The following is a 17901-nucleotide window of genomic DNA, read 5'->3' on the forward strand; positions in this document are numbered from 1 at the left end:
CGGTCGTTGTAGACCGCCTCAGAGTTCCACCCGTATCCGACTCGCCGCGCGCGTGGCCTTCGCCAGGGCTTCCTCCACGGTCGCCGCCCGGGCGAGCGTGACGGCCATGCGCCGCCGGCCCCGCACTTCAGGTTTGCCGAAGATCCTGAGCATGGTGCCCGTCTCCGCCAGGGCCTCGGCCACGCCGTGGTAGGTGGGTGCCCGCCCTTCGCCTTCCACCAGTACGGCGCAGGACGCGGCGGGAGCGAAGAGGTGGATTTCGGGTATCGGCAGGCCGAGGATCGCGCGCGCGTGCAGCGCGAATTCCGACAAGTCCTGCGAGATCAGCGTGACCAGCCCCGTATCGTGCGGCCGCGGACTCACCTCGGAAAAAATGACCTCGTCGCCGCGGACGAAGAATTCCACGCCGAAGACACCGCGTCCGCCGAGCGCCGCGGTGATGGCGTCCGCCTGGCGCTCCGCGGACGCGCGCGCCGCGTCGCTCATCGGCTGCGGCTGCCACGATTCGCGGTAGTCGCCCTCTTCCTGGCGATGCCCGATCGGCGCGCAGAACGACACGCCGTCGCGATGGCGCACCGTGAGCAAGGTGATCTCGTAATCGAAGTGGACGAAGCCCTCGACGATCACGCGCCCCCGGCCCGCCCTGCCCCCCGATTGCGCGTACTCCCATGCGGCGTCGGCTTCGGCCGGTTCGCGGATGAGGCTTTGCCCCTTGCCCGAGGAACTCATCACCGGCTTGACCACGCACGGCGTGCCCAGCTCCGCCACGGCGGCGAGGAAGGCTTCCCGGTCGTCGCAAAACCGGTACGGCGACGTCGGCAGGCCGAGCTCTTCCGCGGCAAGGCGCCGGATGCCCTCTCGATCCATCGTCAGCCACGCGGCTTTGGCGGTAGGGATCACCTTAAGGCCTTCCTCCTCCATGGCGACCAGCGTCGGCGTATGGATGGCCTCGACCTCCGGCACGACGAGGTCCGGCTTCTCTTCCTCGATGAGCGCACGGAGCGCGGCGCCGTCGAGCATGTCGACGACATGACTGCGGTGCGCCACCTGCATCGCCGGTGCGTTCTCGTAACGGTCCACGGCCACCACCTCGACCGCGAACCGCTGCAGCTCGATCGCGACCTCCTTGCCGAGTTCGCCCGAACCGAGGAGGAGCACCTTGAAGGCGGTGTGGGTGTGCGGCGTACCGAAAGTTTTCACGAAACCGAGTCCTCGCAGGCGATGCACGGCATTCTAGCCCGCAAGGGACCGGGAGAATCGCTCACGCCACGGCCGCGCACGGTTGACGGCCAGGCGGAACGTGGGTCTCATGGAACGCATCGCCACAGGGACTTGCCGATGAGACGCAGGATCGCCGTCTTTCTTCTTCTTTCGTCGTTCGGTGCCGCGCAGGCCGCTGTCACCAGCACCTGGATGTCCGTCACCCTCGACGGCAGGAAGATCGGCAAGATGCTCATCGAGCGCGACGCCGGGGGCGAAAAGGTCGTCACATCCCAAACCATCGACCTTCGCGTCACCCGCGGAAAGACGCCGCTGGTCGTCCACAACGAAGTGGTGGCGACGGAAGGCACTCACGGTGAGCCATTGGCTTTCCAGTCACGCAGTCGATCGTCCGCGAGGGAGACACGGATCGATGCGCATCGCCGCGATGACGGCACATTCCAGGTCACCACGACCGTGGGCGGGCGATCGACGGTGAACCTGCTCACCTGGCCGGCGGGAGCGACGCTCGGCGAAGGGCAGCGGTTGGCGATCGTAGCCCATGGCTTCGCGCCCGGAATGCGCTACCAGATGCGGAACTTCGACGCCACGAAGCAGCAGGTCGCGACCCTCGATGTCGAGGTGGTCGGCGATGAAATCGTGGAGCTGCCGGGCGGCGACGAAACGCTGCACCATCTTCGGCAGGGCCTCGCCGGCTCCGACAGCTCGCGTCGCCTCGATATGTGGGTGGACGATCAGGGCAACCTGCGCAAGGGACTGTCTCCGATGTTCGGGCTGCACATGGAGATGGTCGCGTGCGACGAGGCGTGCGCCAGCGCGCCCGACCAGGACCTCGACGTCCTGCGGTCGTCGATGGTCCTCGCACCGCGCGCCATGGGAAACCTCCGGGTGCTTTCGCTGCGCTATACCGTCACGGTGCAAGGGGATGCGGCGAACCCGCTGGCCACCACCGACGAACAACAGGTGAAAGCCGTTCGCGAAGGCGTTTACGACGTGACGATCGGCGACGCGCAAGCGCACGAGGAAAGCGGCCCGACGCCCGAGGATCTCGCCGCGAATCCGTGGGTGCAGTCGAGCGCACCGGAGGTCCTCGCCCTGGCGACGAAGACCGTCGGCGATGCGGCGACCGACCTGCAACGCATGCGTCGGCTGCGCAGCTTCTTGAGCGACTACATCGACCAGACCGGACTCGACGTGGGCTATGCATCGGCACTCGAAACGCTACAGACGCGTCGAGGCGACTGCACGGAACACGCTGTACTTCTCGCGGCGCTGGGCCGCTCGCTGCACATCCCGACCCGGATCGTCACGGGGCTCGTGTACGCGGACCGCTTCGCCGGCGCATCGCGCGTCTTCGTACCGCACACCTGGGTGCAATCGTGGATCGACGACCGCTGGGTCAGCTTCGACTCGGCGCAACGCGGCTTCGACGCCACGCATATCGCGCTGGGCGTCGGCAGTGGCGATCCCTGGCGGTTCTTTTCCGCCATGGCATCCCTGGGGAGGATCCGGATCGAGCGGGTCAATCCTGTCGGCGGCATGCCCTTCATGCCGCCGCCTCCCGTGCTGCGCACGCCACCGCGGGAGCCGAACCGCAACTACCCGACGACCCCGCCGCCGCCTCGCCATTGAGCGCTACCCATCCATGACCAACGGGGGACTTGACTCGGGCCGCGAACGTGCTGTGATGGAGGTGTCCCCGACAATCCGGAAGTACGCTCATGAGACGCTTTCTTGTCGTCCTCGCCGTACTGTGCGCGATCCCCGCCGTTTCCATGGCGGAAGAGCGCTGGATGACCGTTCTCCTGGACGGCCGAAAGGTGGGCAGCTTGCGCATCGATCGCCAGCTCGACGCCGGCAAGGTCGTCACCTGGCAGGTGCTGGATTTCCGCATGACGCGCGCCCGCACCCCCCTCACGCTTCGCACCGAACTTCGTTCCACCGAGTCCGACGCTGGCGCCCCGCTCGCGTTTTACGCCAGCACGCGGATGTCGTCGCAAGAGAACCTCGCGACGGGTGAAGTGCGCGATGACGGCCTCTTCCAGGTCGCGAACACTGTCGGCGGTCAGTCGAAGATCAACCTCCTGATCTGGCCGACCGGTGCGACGCTCGCCGAGGGGCAGCGACTTGCGATGGTGGCCGAAGGCTTCAAGGCGGGTACGAGCTACCGACTGCGCAATTTCGATTCCGTGCGGCAACAGGTCGCGAATGTCGACGTCGACGTCATCGGCGACGAGATCGTGGTCATGCCGGACGACCGCCGCGAGACGCTTCACCACCTTCGTCAGTCGATCGCCAAGGGAGGCAGCGACCATTTCGTCGACATCTGGGTGGACGACGAAGGCTTCATCCGCCGCAGCATTGCGCCACTGCTTGGCTTCCGGCTGGAAATGGCGGATTGCAGTGCCGCCTGCGCGCAGGCACCGGACCAGGACATCGACCTGCTGCGCGCGGCCATGATCAGCTCGCCGCGACCCATGGTGTCCGCGTTACGTATCGCGCCGGTGCGATACACCATCACGGTTCGTGGCGCCGGCCCCAACCCTTTCATCGAAACCGACGAGCAGGCGGTGCGGTCGCTGGGGGACGGCGTCTACATCGTGGATGTGGGCTTCGGCATGCGCCATGGCGACGAGCCCGGCCCGCTTCCCGAGGACACGCAACCCAATGCATGGGTGCAGTCGGAAAGTCCGGAGGTGGTGGCGCTGGCACGCCGCGCCGCGGGCAATGCGCAAACGGACCTGCAACGCATGCGCCGGCTGCGCTCCTTCCTCTCCGACTACATTGATGCCAAGGGCATGGACGTCGGTTACGCGTCGGCGCTCGAAACGGTGCAGACGCGCCGCGGCGACTGCACCGAACACGCCGTGCTCCTGACCGCGATGGCCCGATCGCTCGGTATTCCTGCGCGGGTCGTGACCGGCATCGTCTATACCGATCGCATGGGCGGGGCGACCCGCGTGTTCGTTCCGCACGCCTGGACGCAGGCGTGGATCGGTAACCGCTGGATCAGTTTCGACTCGGCGCAGCGCCGGTTCGATTCCTCCCATATCGCGCTGGGCACCGGCAGCGGCGAGCCATGGCGCTTCTTCTCGGCGATGAACGCGTTGACGAAGATCCGCATCGACCGCGCCATCCCCAGCTCGAACCTGATGGACCTGCCGGCACCGAACGACGCGCCGGCAGCCAGCCCCGGTGGCCGCGGCGCGCCCTGAGGGGCCGCCATTCGGCCTATTGAAATCTGATATCACAATGATATCGTGACCCCTCCACACCAGGGGTCCATCCGCCATGAACGAACGTCCCGCCCCGTCGCTTCCGGGCATTCCTTCCCTCATCGGTTTCGTCGTCCTCATCCTGCTTGTCGCGGGAGGTGTGGTGACCAAGGTCGTGCACGATGGCAACCCACTGGCCGCAAGCGGGGTCGTGCTCGTTCCCTTTTTCGCGTTCCTCGCCAAGGGCTTCTTCCAGGTGCAGCCGAACCAGGGGCAGGTGATGCAGCTGTTCGGCAAGTACGCGGGGACCGAGCGGCGGGCCGGCCTGCGCTGGACCAATCCGTTCTATTCGCGGCGCCCGGTGAGCCTGCGCGTACGCAATTTCGAGAGCAGCCGGTTGAAGGTCAACGACAACGACGGCAACCCCATCGAGATTGCGGCGATCGTGGTCTGGCAAGTCGTGGATACCGCCGAAGCGGTGTTCTGCGTCGACGACTACGAGAACTTCGTGCAGATCCAGAGCGAGTCGGCCCTGCGGCAGATGGCGCAGAGCTACGCGTACGACGCGCACGACGATTCGAAGATCTCGCTGCGCAGCCACGGCGAGGAAGTGAACAACCACCTTCGCCAGGAAATCGAGGCGCGCCTGCAAAAAGCCGGCGTGCAGGTGGTCGAATCGCGGATCAGCCACCTCGCGTATGCCCAGGAAATCGCACAGGCGATGTTGCAGCGCCAGCAGGCCAGCGCCATCGTCGCGGCGCGCGAGCGCATCGTCGAAGGCGCGGTCGGCATGGTCGCGCTGGCGCTGGACCAGTTGCGCGCGCAGGGCGTCGTCGAATTGGACGAGGAACGCAAGGCCGCCATGGTCTCGAACCTGCTCGTGGTCCTCTGCGGCGACCGCGCCACCCAGCCGGTGGTCAACGCCGGCTCGCTGTACAGCTGAGCCCTGCGTGGCGGCCGAGAAGAAAGCCTATCCGCTGCGCATCAGCGCGCCCGTCCTCGAGGCCATGCAGGCATGGTCCGAGGACGAACTGCGTTCGCTCAACGCCCAGATCGAATACGTGCTGCGCGATGCGCTGCGGCGCACGGGGCGGTTGAAGGCACGCAAGGCCGATCCAGTGGAAGACCCTGACGACTAACGGTCAGCGTCGTGCGCGGAGCGCGGACACGACCGCCAGCCATCCCGCGATGAACGCCACGCCGCCGAAGGGCGTGATCACGCCAACCATGTGCGGGGCACCGAGTGCCAGCGCATAGAGGCTTCCCGAGAAAAGCACGATGCCGGCGGCGAACAGGCCGATGGCCCATCGGCGCGCCCTTCCCTCCGGCAACCCCGCGACCACGACGAACAGCGCCAGCGCGTGCCAGAAATGGTATTCGACGCCGGTGTGCCAGGCGACCAGGGCGCTGGCATCGAGCGTGCCGCGCAAGGCATGCGCGCCGAAGGCGCCGAAGATCACGGCCGAAGCGCCCGCCAAGCCGACGAGGAGGGCCGTGGACGTGCTGACAGGTTGTCGCATGCGCGTGCTTTTCCCGATGGGTCGTGCCTGTACGGCGGCACGGGTGGCGTATCCTGCGCAGGATATATCGCGGAGCGTCGCATGAAGCCATCCACCTGCCGCCGGGCCGTCATGGCCTTGCTCGCCCTCGTCGCCATGGCGTCGCTTGCCGCGTGCCAGCGCGAACCGCAGCCGGAGTGGCGGCTCAACGACGTATCGGGACACCTCCCCGACCTGGACTTCAAGCTCACCGACGACAACGGCAAGGCCGTCACCGGCGCCGATTACAAGGGCAAGGTCGTCCTCATGTACTTCGGCTACACGCATTGTCCGGATGTCTGCCCCCTGACACTCACCCAGTTGCACGTGGTGCTGGATCGCCTGGGCGCGCCGGCCGACAACGTGCGCATCCTGTTCGTCAGCGTCGATCCGGCACGCGATACACCGGCCGTCATGCATGCCTACGTCAATGCGTTCGACAAGCGCGCGGTCGGCCTTGTGGGATCGGACACGGCCGTCGAGGCGCTGGCGAAGCGCTATCGCTCCGCCTTCACCCGCGAACCGGATCGCGGCGACGGCAACTACGAAGTCAGCCATAGCTCGGCCATCTACTTCTTCGACCGGAACGGGAAGGCGCGCCTGCTCGCCACGCCGTCAGCATCGCAGGACGACATCGTCCACGACCTGCACCTGCTCACCTCGCTCCAGGACCGCCCATGATGCTTCGTTCGCTCGCCATCGCCCTGCTCCTCGTCGCCGGTGCCACGCATGCCGGCGATGCCACCAAGATCGTCGCCACCGGCGGTTGGGTCCGCGTGCTGCCAGGCAGCCTGCCCGCCGGCGGCTACCTCACCTTCGAGAACCGCTCGGACCGTGCCGTCTCGATCGTCGGGGCGCAGAGTCCGCAATATGCCGACGCGATGATCCACCGCAGCAGCACCGACGGCGGCATGGGCCGCATGGAAATGGTGGACAGCGTGGCCGTTCCGGCGAACGGCAAGCTCGTCTTCGGCCCGGGCGGCTACCACGTCATGCTGATGCAGCCGAAGCACGCGGTGAAGCCAGGCGACACGGTGACGGTGACGTTCACCTTGTCCGACGGGGCGTCGATTCCCGCGACACTGGTGGCTCGGCCGGCGAACGCCACGGGCCTCTAGAGGATGCGAAATTCCCCCGGCGCGTCGTGCACCCCGATGTCCTCGCGGTAAAACTCATTGACCTCGGCCTGCGGCGGTCCCTCGTGCAGCCAGGTCTCCATCCGGTCGATGTCCTCGCCTTCGCCGTAGACGACCACTTCCACGCTGCCGTCGGGAAGGTTGCGCGCGTGCCCGGTGAGCCTCAGCTCACCTGCCCGCTCCCGCGCCGAGGCGCGGAAGAACACGCCCTGGACCCTGCCTCTCACGATGAAGCGCGCGGCGCGCATCTCATGACCCCTTGGCGATCGCCGCATTGAGCTTCGCGGCGTCCACCGGACCAATGAATTGCTTGGCGACGCGGCCGTCCGGCGCGATCAGGTAGGTGGTGGGAAGGCCTTTCGGTGCATCGAAATCCTTCGGCGGTGCCGTGACGTCGACCTGCGCGATCGGATACGCGACCGGATGCTTGCCGAGGAACGCCTGGATGTCCTTCTTGCCGGTGTCTTCGAACGCGAGGCCGATGGCCCTCACGTCCTTGCGGCTCTTCACGAAGGCGGAGATGTCGGGCATTTCCTTGATGCAGGGCACGCACCACGTGGCCCAGTAATTGACGACGACCCACTTGCCGCGCTGCGCGGACAGATCGAACGGCTTGCCGTCCAGGGTGGTGACCTTGAGTTCGGGTGTCGTGGCCGTGGCGGCGACGACCGGCGCGGAAAGGGCCAGGGCGGCGACGGCGAGCAAACGGGGGATCATGCGGGGCTATCCTCGGTGGGGACGGGGACCGTTGGGGGCGGAAACAGCTTGTCGAGGCGCGCGCCGAGGGTGGCGTCGAGCGCTTCGGCCAGATGATCCAGCAAACCCAGCAGCTCCGGTGGTAACTGGATGCCGAGCCGCCGCACCTGCTCGCGCGGATGCAGCGGAAGGCGGTACTGCGTGCAACGGTACACCCGCAGCAGCTCCGTGGCGTCGAGACTGCGGCTGAGCATCCAGCCACCGGTCTCGCATCGCTGGATCATGTCGGCCCGCTGGAGGTCGTCGAAATAACATGCGATGACACTCGACGGAAGGTAGGCCTCGCGCAACCGGACGGTGGCGGGATCGACACTGTCACCGGTGCGCTGCGCGTCGACGAAATGCTGGAGCACCACGAGCAGGCCGATGAATTCCGCGCCCTCCGGCAAGGCGTCGTGCGGCACGGTGTATTCGAACGCGGAGATCGACGCCGCAATGGAGGCCCCCAGGATCACGATGATCCAGGACAGGTAGATCCACAGCAGGAAGATCGGAATGGCCGCCAGCGCGCCGTAGATTTCCTCGTAGTTGGGGGAATTGCGGATGAACTCGGCGAAGCCCCACCGCGCGAACTCGAAGAGGATGGCGCCGAGCAGTGCCCCCACCGCGGCATGACGCCAGGACACGCGCCGGTTCGGCACCATCGTGTACATCAGCATCAAGGTGACGAAGGTGATGCCGAAAGGCACCAGGTTGAGCAGGCGGCTCTGCGTGGCGATCTGGTCCGCCGCCTGGTGCATGAGTGGAAAGGCGGCGATGTACGACGACAACGCCAGTCCGCCGACGACGAGGATGGGACCGAGGGTGAGTGCCGCCCAGTACAGCAGCAGGCGCGACGTCCATCCACGCGGTTTGCGCACGCGCCAGATGCGATTCAGCCGATCCTCGATGCTGATCATCATCGACACGGCGCTGAACAGCATCACGAGGATGGATATGCCGGTGAGCTGGCTGGCCTTGTCGGCAAAGGCCAACATGTATTCCTGGATCTTCATGCCGGTGGCGGGCACGAAGTTCTGGAACGCGTAATTCGCCAACGAGCCGCGCCACTCGGCGAACACCGGGAAGGCGGAAAGCACCGCGAAGACCGCCACCGTGAGCGGCACCAGCGATACGAGCGTGGTATAGGAAAGGGCGCCGGCCGTCTCGAAGCACTTGTCGTCGAGGAAACGCAGCCAGGTGAAGCGCGTGAAGCTCAGGGCGCGGTCGCGATCGATGCGCAGCGGCATGTCCATCCTCATCGAAGTCCCGAACGATTGGGAACGCGTGGCAGTTCTGCGAGACTAGCGCCTTCGCAAAGGCGGCCCATCCATGTCCCACGACGTCCTCGTACTCTACTACAGCCGCAGTGGCCACACGGCCCAGCTCGCCCGCTTCGTCGCCCGTGGCGTGGAAGAAGTCCCGGGCATGCGCGCGCGGCTGCGCCAGGTACCACCCGTGGCGCCGGTCACCGAGACGGCCATGCCGCCCGAGCCCGAGGAAGGGGCCCCCTATGTCACGCGCGCCGACCTCGCCGAGTGCGTGGCGCTCGCCATGGGCAGCCCGACGCGCTTCGGCAACATGGCCGCGCCGCTGAAGTACTTCCTCGATACGACGGGGGCGGAATGGGCGTCCGGCGCGCTCGCGGGCAAGCCGGCCGCGCTGTTCACCTCCACGAGCACCATGCACGGCGGACAGGAAGCCACGCTGCTGTCGATGGCCCTGCCCCTGCTCCACCACGGCATGCTGATCGTGGGCATCCCGTATACGGAGCCGGCGCTCACCAGCACGCTTACCGGCGGCACGCCTTACGGCGCCAGCCACGTCTCGGGCGCGCGCGGCGACAACGGCGTCAGCGACCACGAGCGCGAACTCGCGCGAGCGCTCGGCAAACGCCTTGCCGATATCGCCCGCCGGCTGGGCACGCCGGCGTGAGCCGCCTCCGGCGCATCGGCCTGGCGGCGTGGGCCGGCCTGCTCCTGGTGCAGGTGCTCTGGTACGCCCTGTACACGCCGGTGTCGATACCGGCATGGGTGGCGTGGGCCCTCACGGTCCCGCCGCTGCTCCTGCCCCTGCTGTCCTTGCCCAACGTGACGCGCGCCCTGCTCTGGGTCGGCATCCTGGCGCTGTTTTATTTCTGCCACGGGGTCGCGGAAGCGTGGAGTTCCACCGGCGACCGCTGGCTGGCCTTTATCGAGATCGCGCTCACCCTGCTGCTCATCGGCAGCCTTGGCGCAGGCGTACGCCGACGCCGCTGATTTGTACCCCTTTCCGGGTCGGTGCAGGCTAAGGCCATCGATTCCTGAGGCGAGGACGCCACGATGGGTTTTGTGCAGGAGGCGCCCCGGTTGGCGCACCCCTTCCACGACGACCGCGTACTGAACGCGTGGCTGGCGCGCACGTTGCCAGCCGACCGATTGGCAGCGATGCGTCCCGACCTCGACGCGCTGGCGGACTACGCCGTCATGGCCTGGGACCGCCGCGGCCGTACGCCGCGCACCGAACCCGTACTCACCCAATGGGATGCGTGGGGCGCGCGCGTCGACCGGATCGCCCTCACCCCCGCCTGGGAGGAAGGCCCCGGCATCACCACGAAACACGCCGTGCTGGCCGCCGGACACGCCGGGTCGCCCTGGGCGCGTGTCGAAGAATTCGCCCGCGTGTACCTCTATCACGTCGCCAGCGAATTCTATTGCTGTCCGCTCGCGATGACCGACGGCGCGGCCACGGCATTGCATGCCTCCGGCAACCGCGCGCTCATCGAACGCGCCCTGCCCCGCTTCCTCAGCCGCGATCCAACGACATTCTGGTTGTCCGGGCAGTGGATGACCGAGACGCCCGGCGGCTCCGACGTCGGCCGCACGGAAACGGTGGCGCGACAGGACGCGAACGGCCAGTGGCACCTCCATGGCCGCAAGTGGTTCAGTTCCGCCGTCGTGGGCGAGGCAGCGCTCGCGCTCGCACGGCCCGAAGGCGCGGGTACCGGCACGGCCGCGCTGGCCCTGTTCTATGTCGAGACGAAGGACGAGAGCGGCGCATGGCGCGGCATCACGATCGATCGGTTGAAGAAGAAACTGGGCACGCACGAGCTGCCGACAGCCGAAATCCATCTCGACGGGTTGCCTGCCACGCCCGTCGGTCCACTCGACCACGGCGTACGCCAGATCGCGCCGATGCTCAACGTCACGCGCACGTGGAACGCCGTCTGCGCCGTGGCGAGCATGGCGCGCGCCATCTCGCTCGCCCGCGACTACGCGACTCGGCGCAGCGCCTTCGGGACGCGCCTGATCGACCAGCCCCTGCATGGACGCACCCTCGCGGACATGCAGGCGGAGTACGAGGCCGCCTTTTCGCTCACCTTTTTCGTCGCCGAACTGCTCGGTCGCGTCGAACATGGCGAGAACGAGGTGCACGAAGCCGCGCTGCTTCGACTGTTGACGCCCCTCGCAAAGCTCTGGACGGCCAAGGTGTCCATCCGCGTGGTGTCCGAAGCGCTGGAGTGCTTTGGCGGCGCGGGATACATCGAGGACACGGGCTTGCCGCAGCTGCTTCGCGACGCGCAGGTCTACGCGATCTGGGAAGGGACGACGAACGTCCTGTCCCTGGACATGCTGCGCGCGCTTTCCGGCGGCCTCGCGCCGCTTCGCCAGGCCGTGGATGCGCTTGTGCCGGACGATGGCGAACCCGCGCGGGCCGTGATCGTCTCGGCGCTCGATGCGGCGGAAGCCCTGCTCGGCGAGATCGCCGCCGACCGTGCCTCGCTGGAAGCCTCGGCCCGCGGCCTCGCCTTCACCCTGGCCCGGACGATGGCAGCGGCCCTGCTGCTGCGCTCGGCTCGCTGGGGCGCCGCGAGCGGCGATCCGCGCCCCGCTGCCGCCGCGAGGCGTTTCCTGGCGCGCGGCCTGGACCGCCTCGCGCTACCGGAGAACGAGGACGACGTCCTGCTGGCCTCGGACCGCGCGATGTAGAATGGCGGCCCGCTCCACCCGCTTCCCAGGCCCGACCATGCAGCAACTGACCATCGTGACCACCGGCGGCACGATCGACAAGGTGTACTTCGACGACAAGTCGGACTACCAGATCGGCTCGCCCCAGATCGGCGACATCCTCCACCAGCTGGGCGTGGCATTCCGCTTCGATGTCATTCCGATCCTGCGCAAGGACAGCCTGCACGTGACCGACGAGGACCGGGCGCTGATCCGCAGCACGATCGAGGCCCAGCCGCACCGGCACGTACTGGTCACGCACGGCACGGACACCATGGTGGAGACCGCGCGCGTGCTCGCCGGCATACCGGGCAAGGTCATCGTCCTGACCGGCGCCCTCAATCCCGCGCGCTTCCAGGGCTCCGACGCCGTGTTCAACATCGGTTGCGCCGTCGGCGCGGTCCAGACGCTGGCCGATGGCGTGTACATCGCCATGAACGGTCGCGTCTGGGATCCGGCCACGGTCCGCAAGAATCGCGACGCGAACCGCTTCGAAGCCGTCTGAGCGTCGCCACTCAGTAGCGGCCGCGATCCTCGACCACCGCGTCGACGGTCGCGCCCGCATCCATCAACCCGGCGCCGCAGCCCTTGGGGCACGGACCCGGTAACGGACGGGCGTTGTCGACCAGCTGCTGTGTCACCTGGTCGACCGTGATGTCGGGATCGGCCGAACGCATGAGCGCGACCAGCGCGGCGACCTGCGGCGCGGCAACCGAGGTGCCGCCGCGATAACCGAAGACCGAGCGCTCCCGCCCGCGCTTGCCGATGTCCCAGGTGGACAGGATGTCGTCCGCTCCCCGGTCGCCGATATGGCCCCCGGGTGCTGCGAGTGTGACGTTGCCGAAGTTGGAGTACGACGCCATGGCGCCGTCACGGCCGAGCGCGGCGACACTCACCACGCCCGGGCAATTGGCCGGCGTGTTCGTGTTCGCGTTCTTCTGGTCGTTGCCCGCCGAGGTGACGATGACGCTCCCGCGCGACCTCGCCTGTTCGATCGCGCGACGGAGCAGCGGACCGCAGGCACCGGTGGTGCCCATGCTGAGGTTGATGACATCGGCCCGCCGGGCAAGCGTGGGCACGCCGGGGACGTCCCCACCACTGGCCCAGACAATGGCGTCGGCGATATCGGAAGAACGGCCGCCGCAGCGACCGAGCACGCGTACGGGAATCAACTTGGCTTCCGGCGCGAGGCCCACGATGCCAGGCCGATTGCCCGCGCGCGCCGCGATGAGCCCGGCCATGTGCGTGCCGTGCCAGGTCGATGCCTTGCCTTCCGGCGAGTGGCATTCGCCCGGATCGCTCCAGTTGCCCATATCCGTGGGATCCGCGTCGCGCCCGTCGCCGTCCCTCGCCGCGCCCGCATCGCTGATGAAGTCGTAGCCGGGAAGCAACTGCCCGTCGAACTCGGGATGCGGGGTGATGCCCGTATCGAGGACCGCCACCACGGCGCCGGCGCCGCGCGTGTACTTCCAGGCTTTCTCGGCGTCCACACCCACTTTCGGGTCGTGCATGTACCACTGGCGTTTCCACAACGACGCCACCACGGTCGTCGGCTCGAACATCAGGTCTTCCTCAACCGCGTCGACACCGGGCAGCGCCGAGACACGTGACGCTTCGTCCGGTCCCAGTTCGAAGACTTCGCCACCGGCGGCAAGCGAGCGCAGGTGACGTGGTGCGTCGCTCAAGCGCCGCTCGGTCGGCGCGAACTGCGACGCGTGGGTAGCGGCACGAGCCGAGGCCGCGTCGGCGAAGTGCACGATGTAGCGATCGCTTGCGACGCTGGCGGTGGTCGATGCGGTGAATGCCGCGAGGGCGACGACGGGTGTGAATCGCATGGGGTGGTCCTTCGGAATCGCGGCGTGCCGCGGGTCCGATGAACCTAGGAGCATGACGGCATGGCTTGTACGCGGCACCGCCCGCGAGGCCGCGTGAGGATTTTCGCCCATACGGTCGACGACAGAAATCCGACCGATTTTTCAGAATTTTCCCGTAGTTCCTGTCGAAGTCGACGCCTAGTCTTTGCGCACACTTTCATCCGCAGGGAACATCGCATGCCATATCGCCGCTCGTCGCTCGCACGAATCACAACACTGGCGTTCGCGCTCCCCATCGCCCTCTTCGCAAGCGTCACCCAAGCTGACGATCGTGCGGTATCGCAAACGTTCCACCCGCAGGGCGCCGCGCTTGAGCATCGTCAACCGGTGGAGTGGAACCGCACCATGCCCCACCGTGCCCGGCCCGGCGATCTCGATCCGACCTTCGGCGAGAGCGGACGTGTCACCGTTCCGTCGAGGGGATTCGCACTCCCCACCGGCGACGGGAAGTATTGGGTGGTCGCCAAACGGGAGAACACGCCAGGACGCGTGGAGGTGCGACGGCTCCTCGACAATGGCGCGCCGGATCCGACCTTCCCCCTCGATGGGGCGGTCGTGGACCTCTACCCGGGCGCCCAGGACTTCGAGCTGTTCGCCATGCGGCGGCAGTCCAACGGCAAGGTCATTCTGGGCGGCCGCCTCTTCCTGGCCGACGGTACGACCGTTCCCCTCTTCGCGCGCCTTCGCACGGATGGGCAGCTCGACACCGCCTTCGGCCGGAATGGCATCGCGCTCGTCGACTTCGACGACGAGGCGCCCATCCGCTACCTCTACGGCATCGACATCCAGCGCGACGACAAGATCGTCGCCTCCACGCTGTCCGACATCGGAGGAAAGATCTTCCCGAGGCTCGTCAGGCTCGGCGCCGACGGGACGCAGGACCCGGGCTTCGGGCGCAACGGCGTCGTCTACGACATGCCGGAGGGCGTGATCTTCCTCAGCACGGCGGCCCTCGATGATGGAAACCTGCTCTTCGGTGGCATGTCCGAGCCGAACGAGAACGCCGTCGTCACCCGCCTCCGAAGCGACGGCACCGTCGACAACGCCTTCGGCGAAGCCGGCTTCGTCCACCTCGATCATCGGGACCACCCGGGCATGCGGGTCGGGGGCGCGGTGCAGGCCCATCGCGACGGCTCCGTCGTCGTGGGTGGAACCAGTCTGACGCCGACGTTGTCGGGTTGGGCCGCGCGACTCCTTCCGAATGGCACCCTGGATCGCCGTTTCAACAACGGATCGCCGCTCTTTGCCGAGTATCTGTCGGTGTATGCGATGGCGAAGCAGGATGACGGAAAAATCGTCCTCAGCGGCGCCAGCCGTATGCCGGACCAACGCTACATGGCCGTCGGCCGGCTCAACCAGGACGGGTCGTTCGACACGTCGTTCGGCCAGGAGGGCATCGCCCTGACACCGGCGCCCGCCCAGAACGCTTACTCCAACGCGTACTCGTATGTGGAGACCCAGGGATCGAAGTTGTTCGTCAGCGATGTGGTGATGACTAACGACATCTATGAGGTCCAGCTGCTTCGTTACGATCTGACGCACTGAGCCTCACCGCACGATAAAGGCCCGGGCGTCGCCGCCCGGGCCTCCTGTCGCACGTCTCGCCGGAGCCTTATTGCACGGCCTTCAAGGTCACTGCCGAGAACGAGGAGTAGCCACGCACCATGATGTAGTACGTCGCGGCGCTCGACACGGTGATCGTGCAGGTCTCGTTGTTGCCCGAGAGGTAGGGGCGGCAGGTGTACGAGGACGTCGTGGGCTGCGAGCCCCGACGCACGTACAGGTCCGCGTCGCCCGTTCCGCCGTTGATGGTCACCGTCAACGTACCCGCCGTGGCCGGCACGGAGTACTGGAGCTGGGTGCCGGAACTACCGGACAGGCCCGTCTTGTTGAGCAGCACGGTACCGCCACCGCCACCCGAGCAGGACACGCCCACGGCGGTGAACGCGGAGACGACATCGGCCGAACTGAAGCCGAGATCGGTCGCCGCGGACGCAACACCGCACGCGCCGCTGGCGAACGTGGAATTCGCCTGCCAGTACAGATCGTTCGCGCGCGCGAAGGCCTGGAACGCCTTCTGCGTGTTCCAGCCGGTTTTCTTCGCCAACGTGCAGAACGCCTTGTTGTACACACCCGACGAGTAATGTACGTCGAGGCCGTTGTAGTAATCCGCGGCATTGTCGATCGACGCGCCGTCCTGCGTGGGGTTGCACATATAGCGGAGCGCGCCGTTGCCCTTGAAGATCTCGGAGCCTACGAGCCAGTCATTGGACCCGTTGCGGTCGTAGTACTCGGCGGCTTCGCCCGCCATGTCCGAGAACGCCTCGTTCATGCCGCCCGACTGGCCGCTGTAGGTGAGGTTGGACTGCTGTTCGGTGAAGCCGTGGCTGATCTCGTGCGAGGTCACATCGAGGGAAACCAGCGGGTAGAACGTGCTGGCACCGTCGCCAAAGGTCATGGAGCTGCCGTCCCAGAAGGCATTCTCATAATTCGTGCCGTAGTGCACCTTCATGATCAACACCTGGCCGTTCACCAACGGCGGCATGCCCATGTAGGCCTGGTACATGTCATGCACCACGCCACCAAAGTGATGGGCGTCGTTGATCGGGCCATAGGCGCCATTCGCCGGTGAACCGTTGGAGGTCGGACAGGTGAAGCTCCACAACGTGCCACTGCCGGAGGTCGCGTGGTTCATGTTGTACGTGCGCACGTAGGTGTTCTGCATCGTGCAGGTGCTGCCCGACTGCGTCACGTTCAGTGCGGGAAGCCCGTTGGCGCCCCAGGTGTACTGACCGGTCTTCTGGTTACCGCCAGGACCCGTGGCGCTGGCATACGTGAGGCCGTCCCACTGCTCGATGATCTGTCCGGTGTTGGCATCGATGATCGCCGTTGGCCGGCTGGGATGCTCGCCACCCGAGAAGAACGAGGTGAGGTACACGAGGCGAGCCGGCGCGCCCTCTTGCGGGTAGACGTAGAGTTCGGCCTTGCTGCTTTCGGGCTTCGCGAGCCCACTGACGAACGAACTCGACTGCTTGACCAGCAACGCGACGGCCTGGTTCGTGTCGAAGCGTGGCGTCACCGATGCGATATCCACCTGCAGGTCCGACGACACGACGCCATTGGCGACCAGCGCGTTCCCCTGCGCATCCTGCTCCACCGCGATGGTGTGGCCGAAGACCGGGACGCCCTTGAAGGTCTGCTGCATGCGCACGGTGGTGGTGCCGCGAACCGTGGCGGCCGATGACTTCGGCACGAAGCCGTTGTCTGCCGTCAGGCCCAACCGCGACACGAGTTGCGACACCGGGGCGGCGCCGAGGCTCTGTGCGCGCAGCGCCTGCTGGGTTGCCGCCCCTGCGGTCGACGCGGCCACGATGGCCAGCGAAGCGGCCAGGAGTTTCAAGCGAACATGACTTGCCATTACGTTCCTCCTCCTGGAATGGGCCGCACGAAGCCATTGCGGCCGTGAGGACCACATTCCGAACGATGTGAAGTCGCGCCTTAGCGCGATGCCCGTTGCACTGCGGCCCCGTGTCGTCGCCTGCCGTCCCCTCCTCCTGCTCCCTCGGAAAGCGGCATGGACCTCAACCCGCGGAACCGACTGTCGGTCTCCCTGCCGAAAGTCATAGTCAACCTAACGCAAGAACTCGCGGTCGACTACCTAGGGATTTCCCTAGGGGCGGGAAAAACGCGATGCTACGCACGCCACGACCCACATGAACCTGCGAAAGGACACCGGATGAGCGAGCCTTCCGATATCGACTCCGACCTCCGGCGCCTCACGCCCTCGGTGCGCGCGGTGTTTCGTCTGACGTCGGAACGGCATGCGCTGGAACGGTTACTGACCGAGATCGAACTGCCAGGGGCGACCACCTGGCAGCGAGGCGAGAGCATCGCGTCGTCGGAACTGCAGCGCCGCGCGAACGGCTGGTGCTTCGAAGTGCCCTGGCAGCGCACTTACATGCTCGACGGACCGCTGGCGGAGTTGCTCGCGATGTTGGCCCCGCATCGCGAAACCATCGTCGATGCGATCCGCGCGCTCGAACTCGACGCGCACGTGGGCTTGCACGTGCGGATGTACGGTCAGGAAGTGCCGGCGTGCTTCTGTTCGCCGGCAAGCATCAAGGCGGTCGCCGCGTACCAGGCGGCGCTGGAAGTCGACATCGTTCCATCGACGCCTCCCGGGAACTGAAACATCC

The 17901-nt window shown here is 66.8% G+C and carries 19 protein-coding genes; 12 read left to right on the plus strand and 7 right to left on the minus strand.

All coding sequences use genetic code 11. The features are described from left to right. Positions 1–18: 18 nt before the first annotated feature. Positions 19–1200, minus strand: a complete 1182-nt coding sequence (purT, locus tag ACQKIE_RS12180) for a formate-dependent phosphoribosylglycinamide formyltransferase (RefSeq protein ID WP_427459413.1) — start codon at positions 1198–1200, stop codon at positions 19–21. 138 nt (positions 1201–1338) lie between these two features. On the opposite strand from purT, the gene ACQKIE_RS12185 reads away from it, so the two are divergent. The 4 genes from ACQKIE_RS12185 (at position 1339) to ACQKIE_RS12200 (ending at position 5575) form a co-directional block, all read left to right on the plus strand. Further along, positions 1339–2853, plus strand: coding sequence for a transglutaminase-like domain-containing protein (locus tag ACQKIE_RS12185; RefSeq protein ID WP_427459415.1), 1515 nt, complete (start codon positions 1339–1341; stop codon positions 2851–2853). A gap of 89 nt (positions 2854–2942) precedes the next feature. Further along, positions 2943–4436, plus strand: a complete 1494-nt coding sequence (locus tag ACQKIE_RS12190; RefSeq protein WP_427459417.1) for a transglutaminase-like domain-containing protein — start codon at positions 2943–2945, stop codon at positions 4434–4436. A gap of 76 nt (positions 4437–4512) precedes the next feature. Continuing rightward, positions 4513–5379 carry an SPFH domain-containing protein gene (locus tag ACQKIE_RS12195; protein ID WP_427459419.1) on the plus strand — a complete coding sequence of 289 codons (867 nt, stop codon included), beginning with the start codon at positions 4513–4515 and terminating at the stop codon, positions 5377–5379. Positions 5380–5386: 7 nt separating this feature from the next. Beyond that, the gene (locus ACQKIE_RS12200; RefSeq protein ID WP_427459421.1) at positions 5387–5575 is read left to right on the plus strand and encodes an Arc family DNA binding domain-containing protein; all 189 of its coding nucleotides are present in this window, start codon (positions 5387–5389) and stop codon (positions 5573–5575) included. Positions 5576–5578: 3 nt separating this feature from the next. On the opposite strand, the gene ACQKIE_RS12205 is transcribed toward ACQKIE_RS12200, so the two are convergent. Further along, a complete protein-coding gene (locus tag ACQKIE_RS12205) occupies positions 5579–5956 on the minus strand; it encodes a DUF423 domain-containing protein (RefSeq protein ID WP_427459423.1) in 378 nt (125 codons plus the stop codon). Positions 5957–6037: 81 nt separating this feature from the next. On the opposite strand from ACQKIE_RS12205, the gene ACQKIE_RS12210 reads away from it, so the two are divergent. Further along, entirely contained in the window at positions 6038–6655 is a 618-nt protein-coding gene (locus ACQKIE_RS12210) for an SCO family protein (RefSeq protein ID WP_427459425.1), read from the plus strand. Next, complete coding sequence (locus tag ACQKIE_RS12215) at positions 6652–7092, plus strand: copper chaperone PCu(A)C (RefSeq protein WP_427459427.1); 441 nt, start codon at positions 6652–6654, stop codon at positions 7090–7092. The genes ACQKIE_RS12210 and ACQKIE_RS12215 overlap by 4 nt, the downstream gene beginning before the upstream one ends. Here the strand turns inward: ACQKIE_RS12215 and ACQKIE_RS12220 are convergent. Genes ACQKIE_RS12220 through ACQKIE_RS12230 form a run of 3 tightly spaced genes read right to left on the minus strand, consistent with a single transcriptional unit; the run spans position 7089 to position 9095 of the window. Beyond that, positions 7089–7358 carry an acylphosphatase gene (locus ACQKIE_RS12220; protein WP_427459429.1) on the minus strand — a complete coding sequence of 90 codons (270 nt, stop codon included), beginning with the start codon at positions 7356–7358 and terminating at the stop codon, positions 7089–7091. The genes ACQKIE_RS12215 and ACQKIE_RS12220 overlap by 4 nt on opposite strands. A 1-nt stretch (position 7359) precedes the next feature. Further along, positions 7360–7827: a TlpA family protein disulfide reductase gene (locus tag ACQKIE_RS12225; protein WP_427459431.1), complete on the minus strand. Its 468-nt coding sequence runs from the start codon at positions 7825–7827 to the stop codon at positions 7360–7362. Next, positions 7824–9095, minus strand: a complete 1272-nt coding sequence (locus ACQKIE_RS12230) for a YihY family inner membrane protein (RefSeq protein WP_427459433.1) — start codon at positions 9093–9095, stop codon at positions 7824–7826. Before ACQKIE_RS12230 ends, ACQKIE_RS12225 begins: the two co-directional genes overlap by 4 nt. A gap of 82 nt (positions 9096–9177) precedes the next feature. Between ACQKIE_RS12230 and wrbA the strand changes: the two genes are divergently transcribed. From wrbA to ACQKIE_RS12250, 4 genes are all read left to right on the plus strand, one after another. Next, a complete protein-coding gene (wrbA, locus tag ACQKIE_RS12235) occupies positions 9178–9780 on the plus strand; it encodes an NAD(P)H:quinone oxidoreductase (protein WP_427459435.1) in 603 nt (200 codons plus the stop codon). After that, positions 9777–10103 (plus strand): DUF2069 domain-containing protein, encoded by a 327-nt coding sequence (locus ACQKIE_RS12240; protein WP_427459437.1) that lies wholly within the window; start codon positions 9777–9779, stop codon positions 10101–10103. The genes wrbA and ACQKIE_RS12240 overlap by 4 nt, the downstream gene beginning before the upstream one ends. Positions 10104–10166: 63 nt before the next feature. Then, entirely contained in the window at positions 10167–11813 is a 1647-nt protein-coding gene (locus ACQKIE_RS12245; protein ID WP_427459439.1) for an acyl-CoA dehydrogenase family protein, read from the plus strand. Between the two features lie 37 nt (positions 11814–11850). Beyond that, a complete protein-coding gene (locus ACQKIE_RS12250; RefSeq protein ID WP_427459441.1) occupies positions 11851–12336 on the plus strand; it encodes an asparaginase domain-containing protein in 486 nt (161 codons plus the stop codon). A 10-nt stretch (positions 12337–12346) separates the two neighbouring features. Here ACQKIE_RS12250 and ACQKIE_RS12255 read toward each other — a convergent pair whose 3' ends face one another. Beyond that, positions 12347–13666, minus strand: coding sequence for a S8 family peptidase (locus tag ACQKIE_RS12255; protein WP_427459443.1), 1320 nt, complete (start codon positions 13664–13666; stop codon positions 12347–12349). Between the two features lie 216 nt (positions 13667–13882). Between ACQKIE_RS12255 and ACQKIE_RS12260 the strand changes: the two genes are divergently transcribed. After that, complete coding sequence (locus ACQKIE_RS12260; RefSeq protein WP_427459445.1) at positions 13883–15250, plus strand: hypothetical protein; 1368 nt, start codon at positions 13883–13885, stop codon at positions 15248–15250. Between the two features lie 67 nt (positions 15251–15317). Here the strand turns inward: ACQKIE_RS12260 and ACQKIE_RS12265 are convergent, their stop codons facing one another. Beyond that, on the minus strand, positions 15318–17123 hold the full coding sequence (locus ACQKIE_RS12265; RefSeq protein ID WP_427459447.1) for a M4 family metallopeptidase: 1806 nt from the start codon (positions 17121–17123) through the stop codon (positions 15318–15320). 318 nt (positions 17124–17441) lie between these two features. Between ACQKIE_RS12265 and ACQKIE_RS12270 the strand changes: the two genes are divergently transcribed. Next, positions 17442–17894: a DUF4279 domain-containing protein gene (locus tag ACQKIE_RS12270; RefSeq protein WP_427459449.1), complete on the plus strand. Its 453-nt coding sequence runs from the start codon at positions 17442–17444 to the stop codon at positions 17892–17894. Positions 17895–17901 lie beyond the last annotated feature (7 nt).

The organism is Luteibacter sp. NPDC031894 (assembly GCF_050273135.1).
GTDB lineage: Bacteria > Pseudomonadota > Gammaproteobacteria > Xanthomonadales > Rhodanobacteraceae > Luteibacter.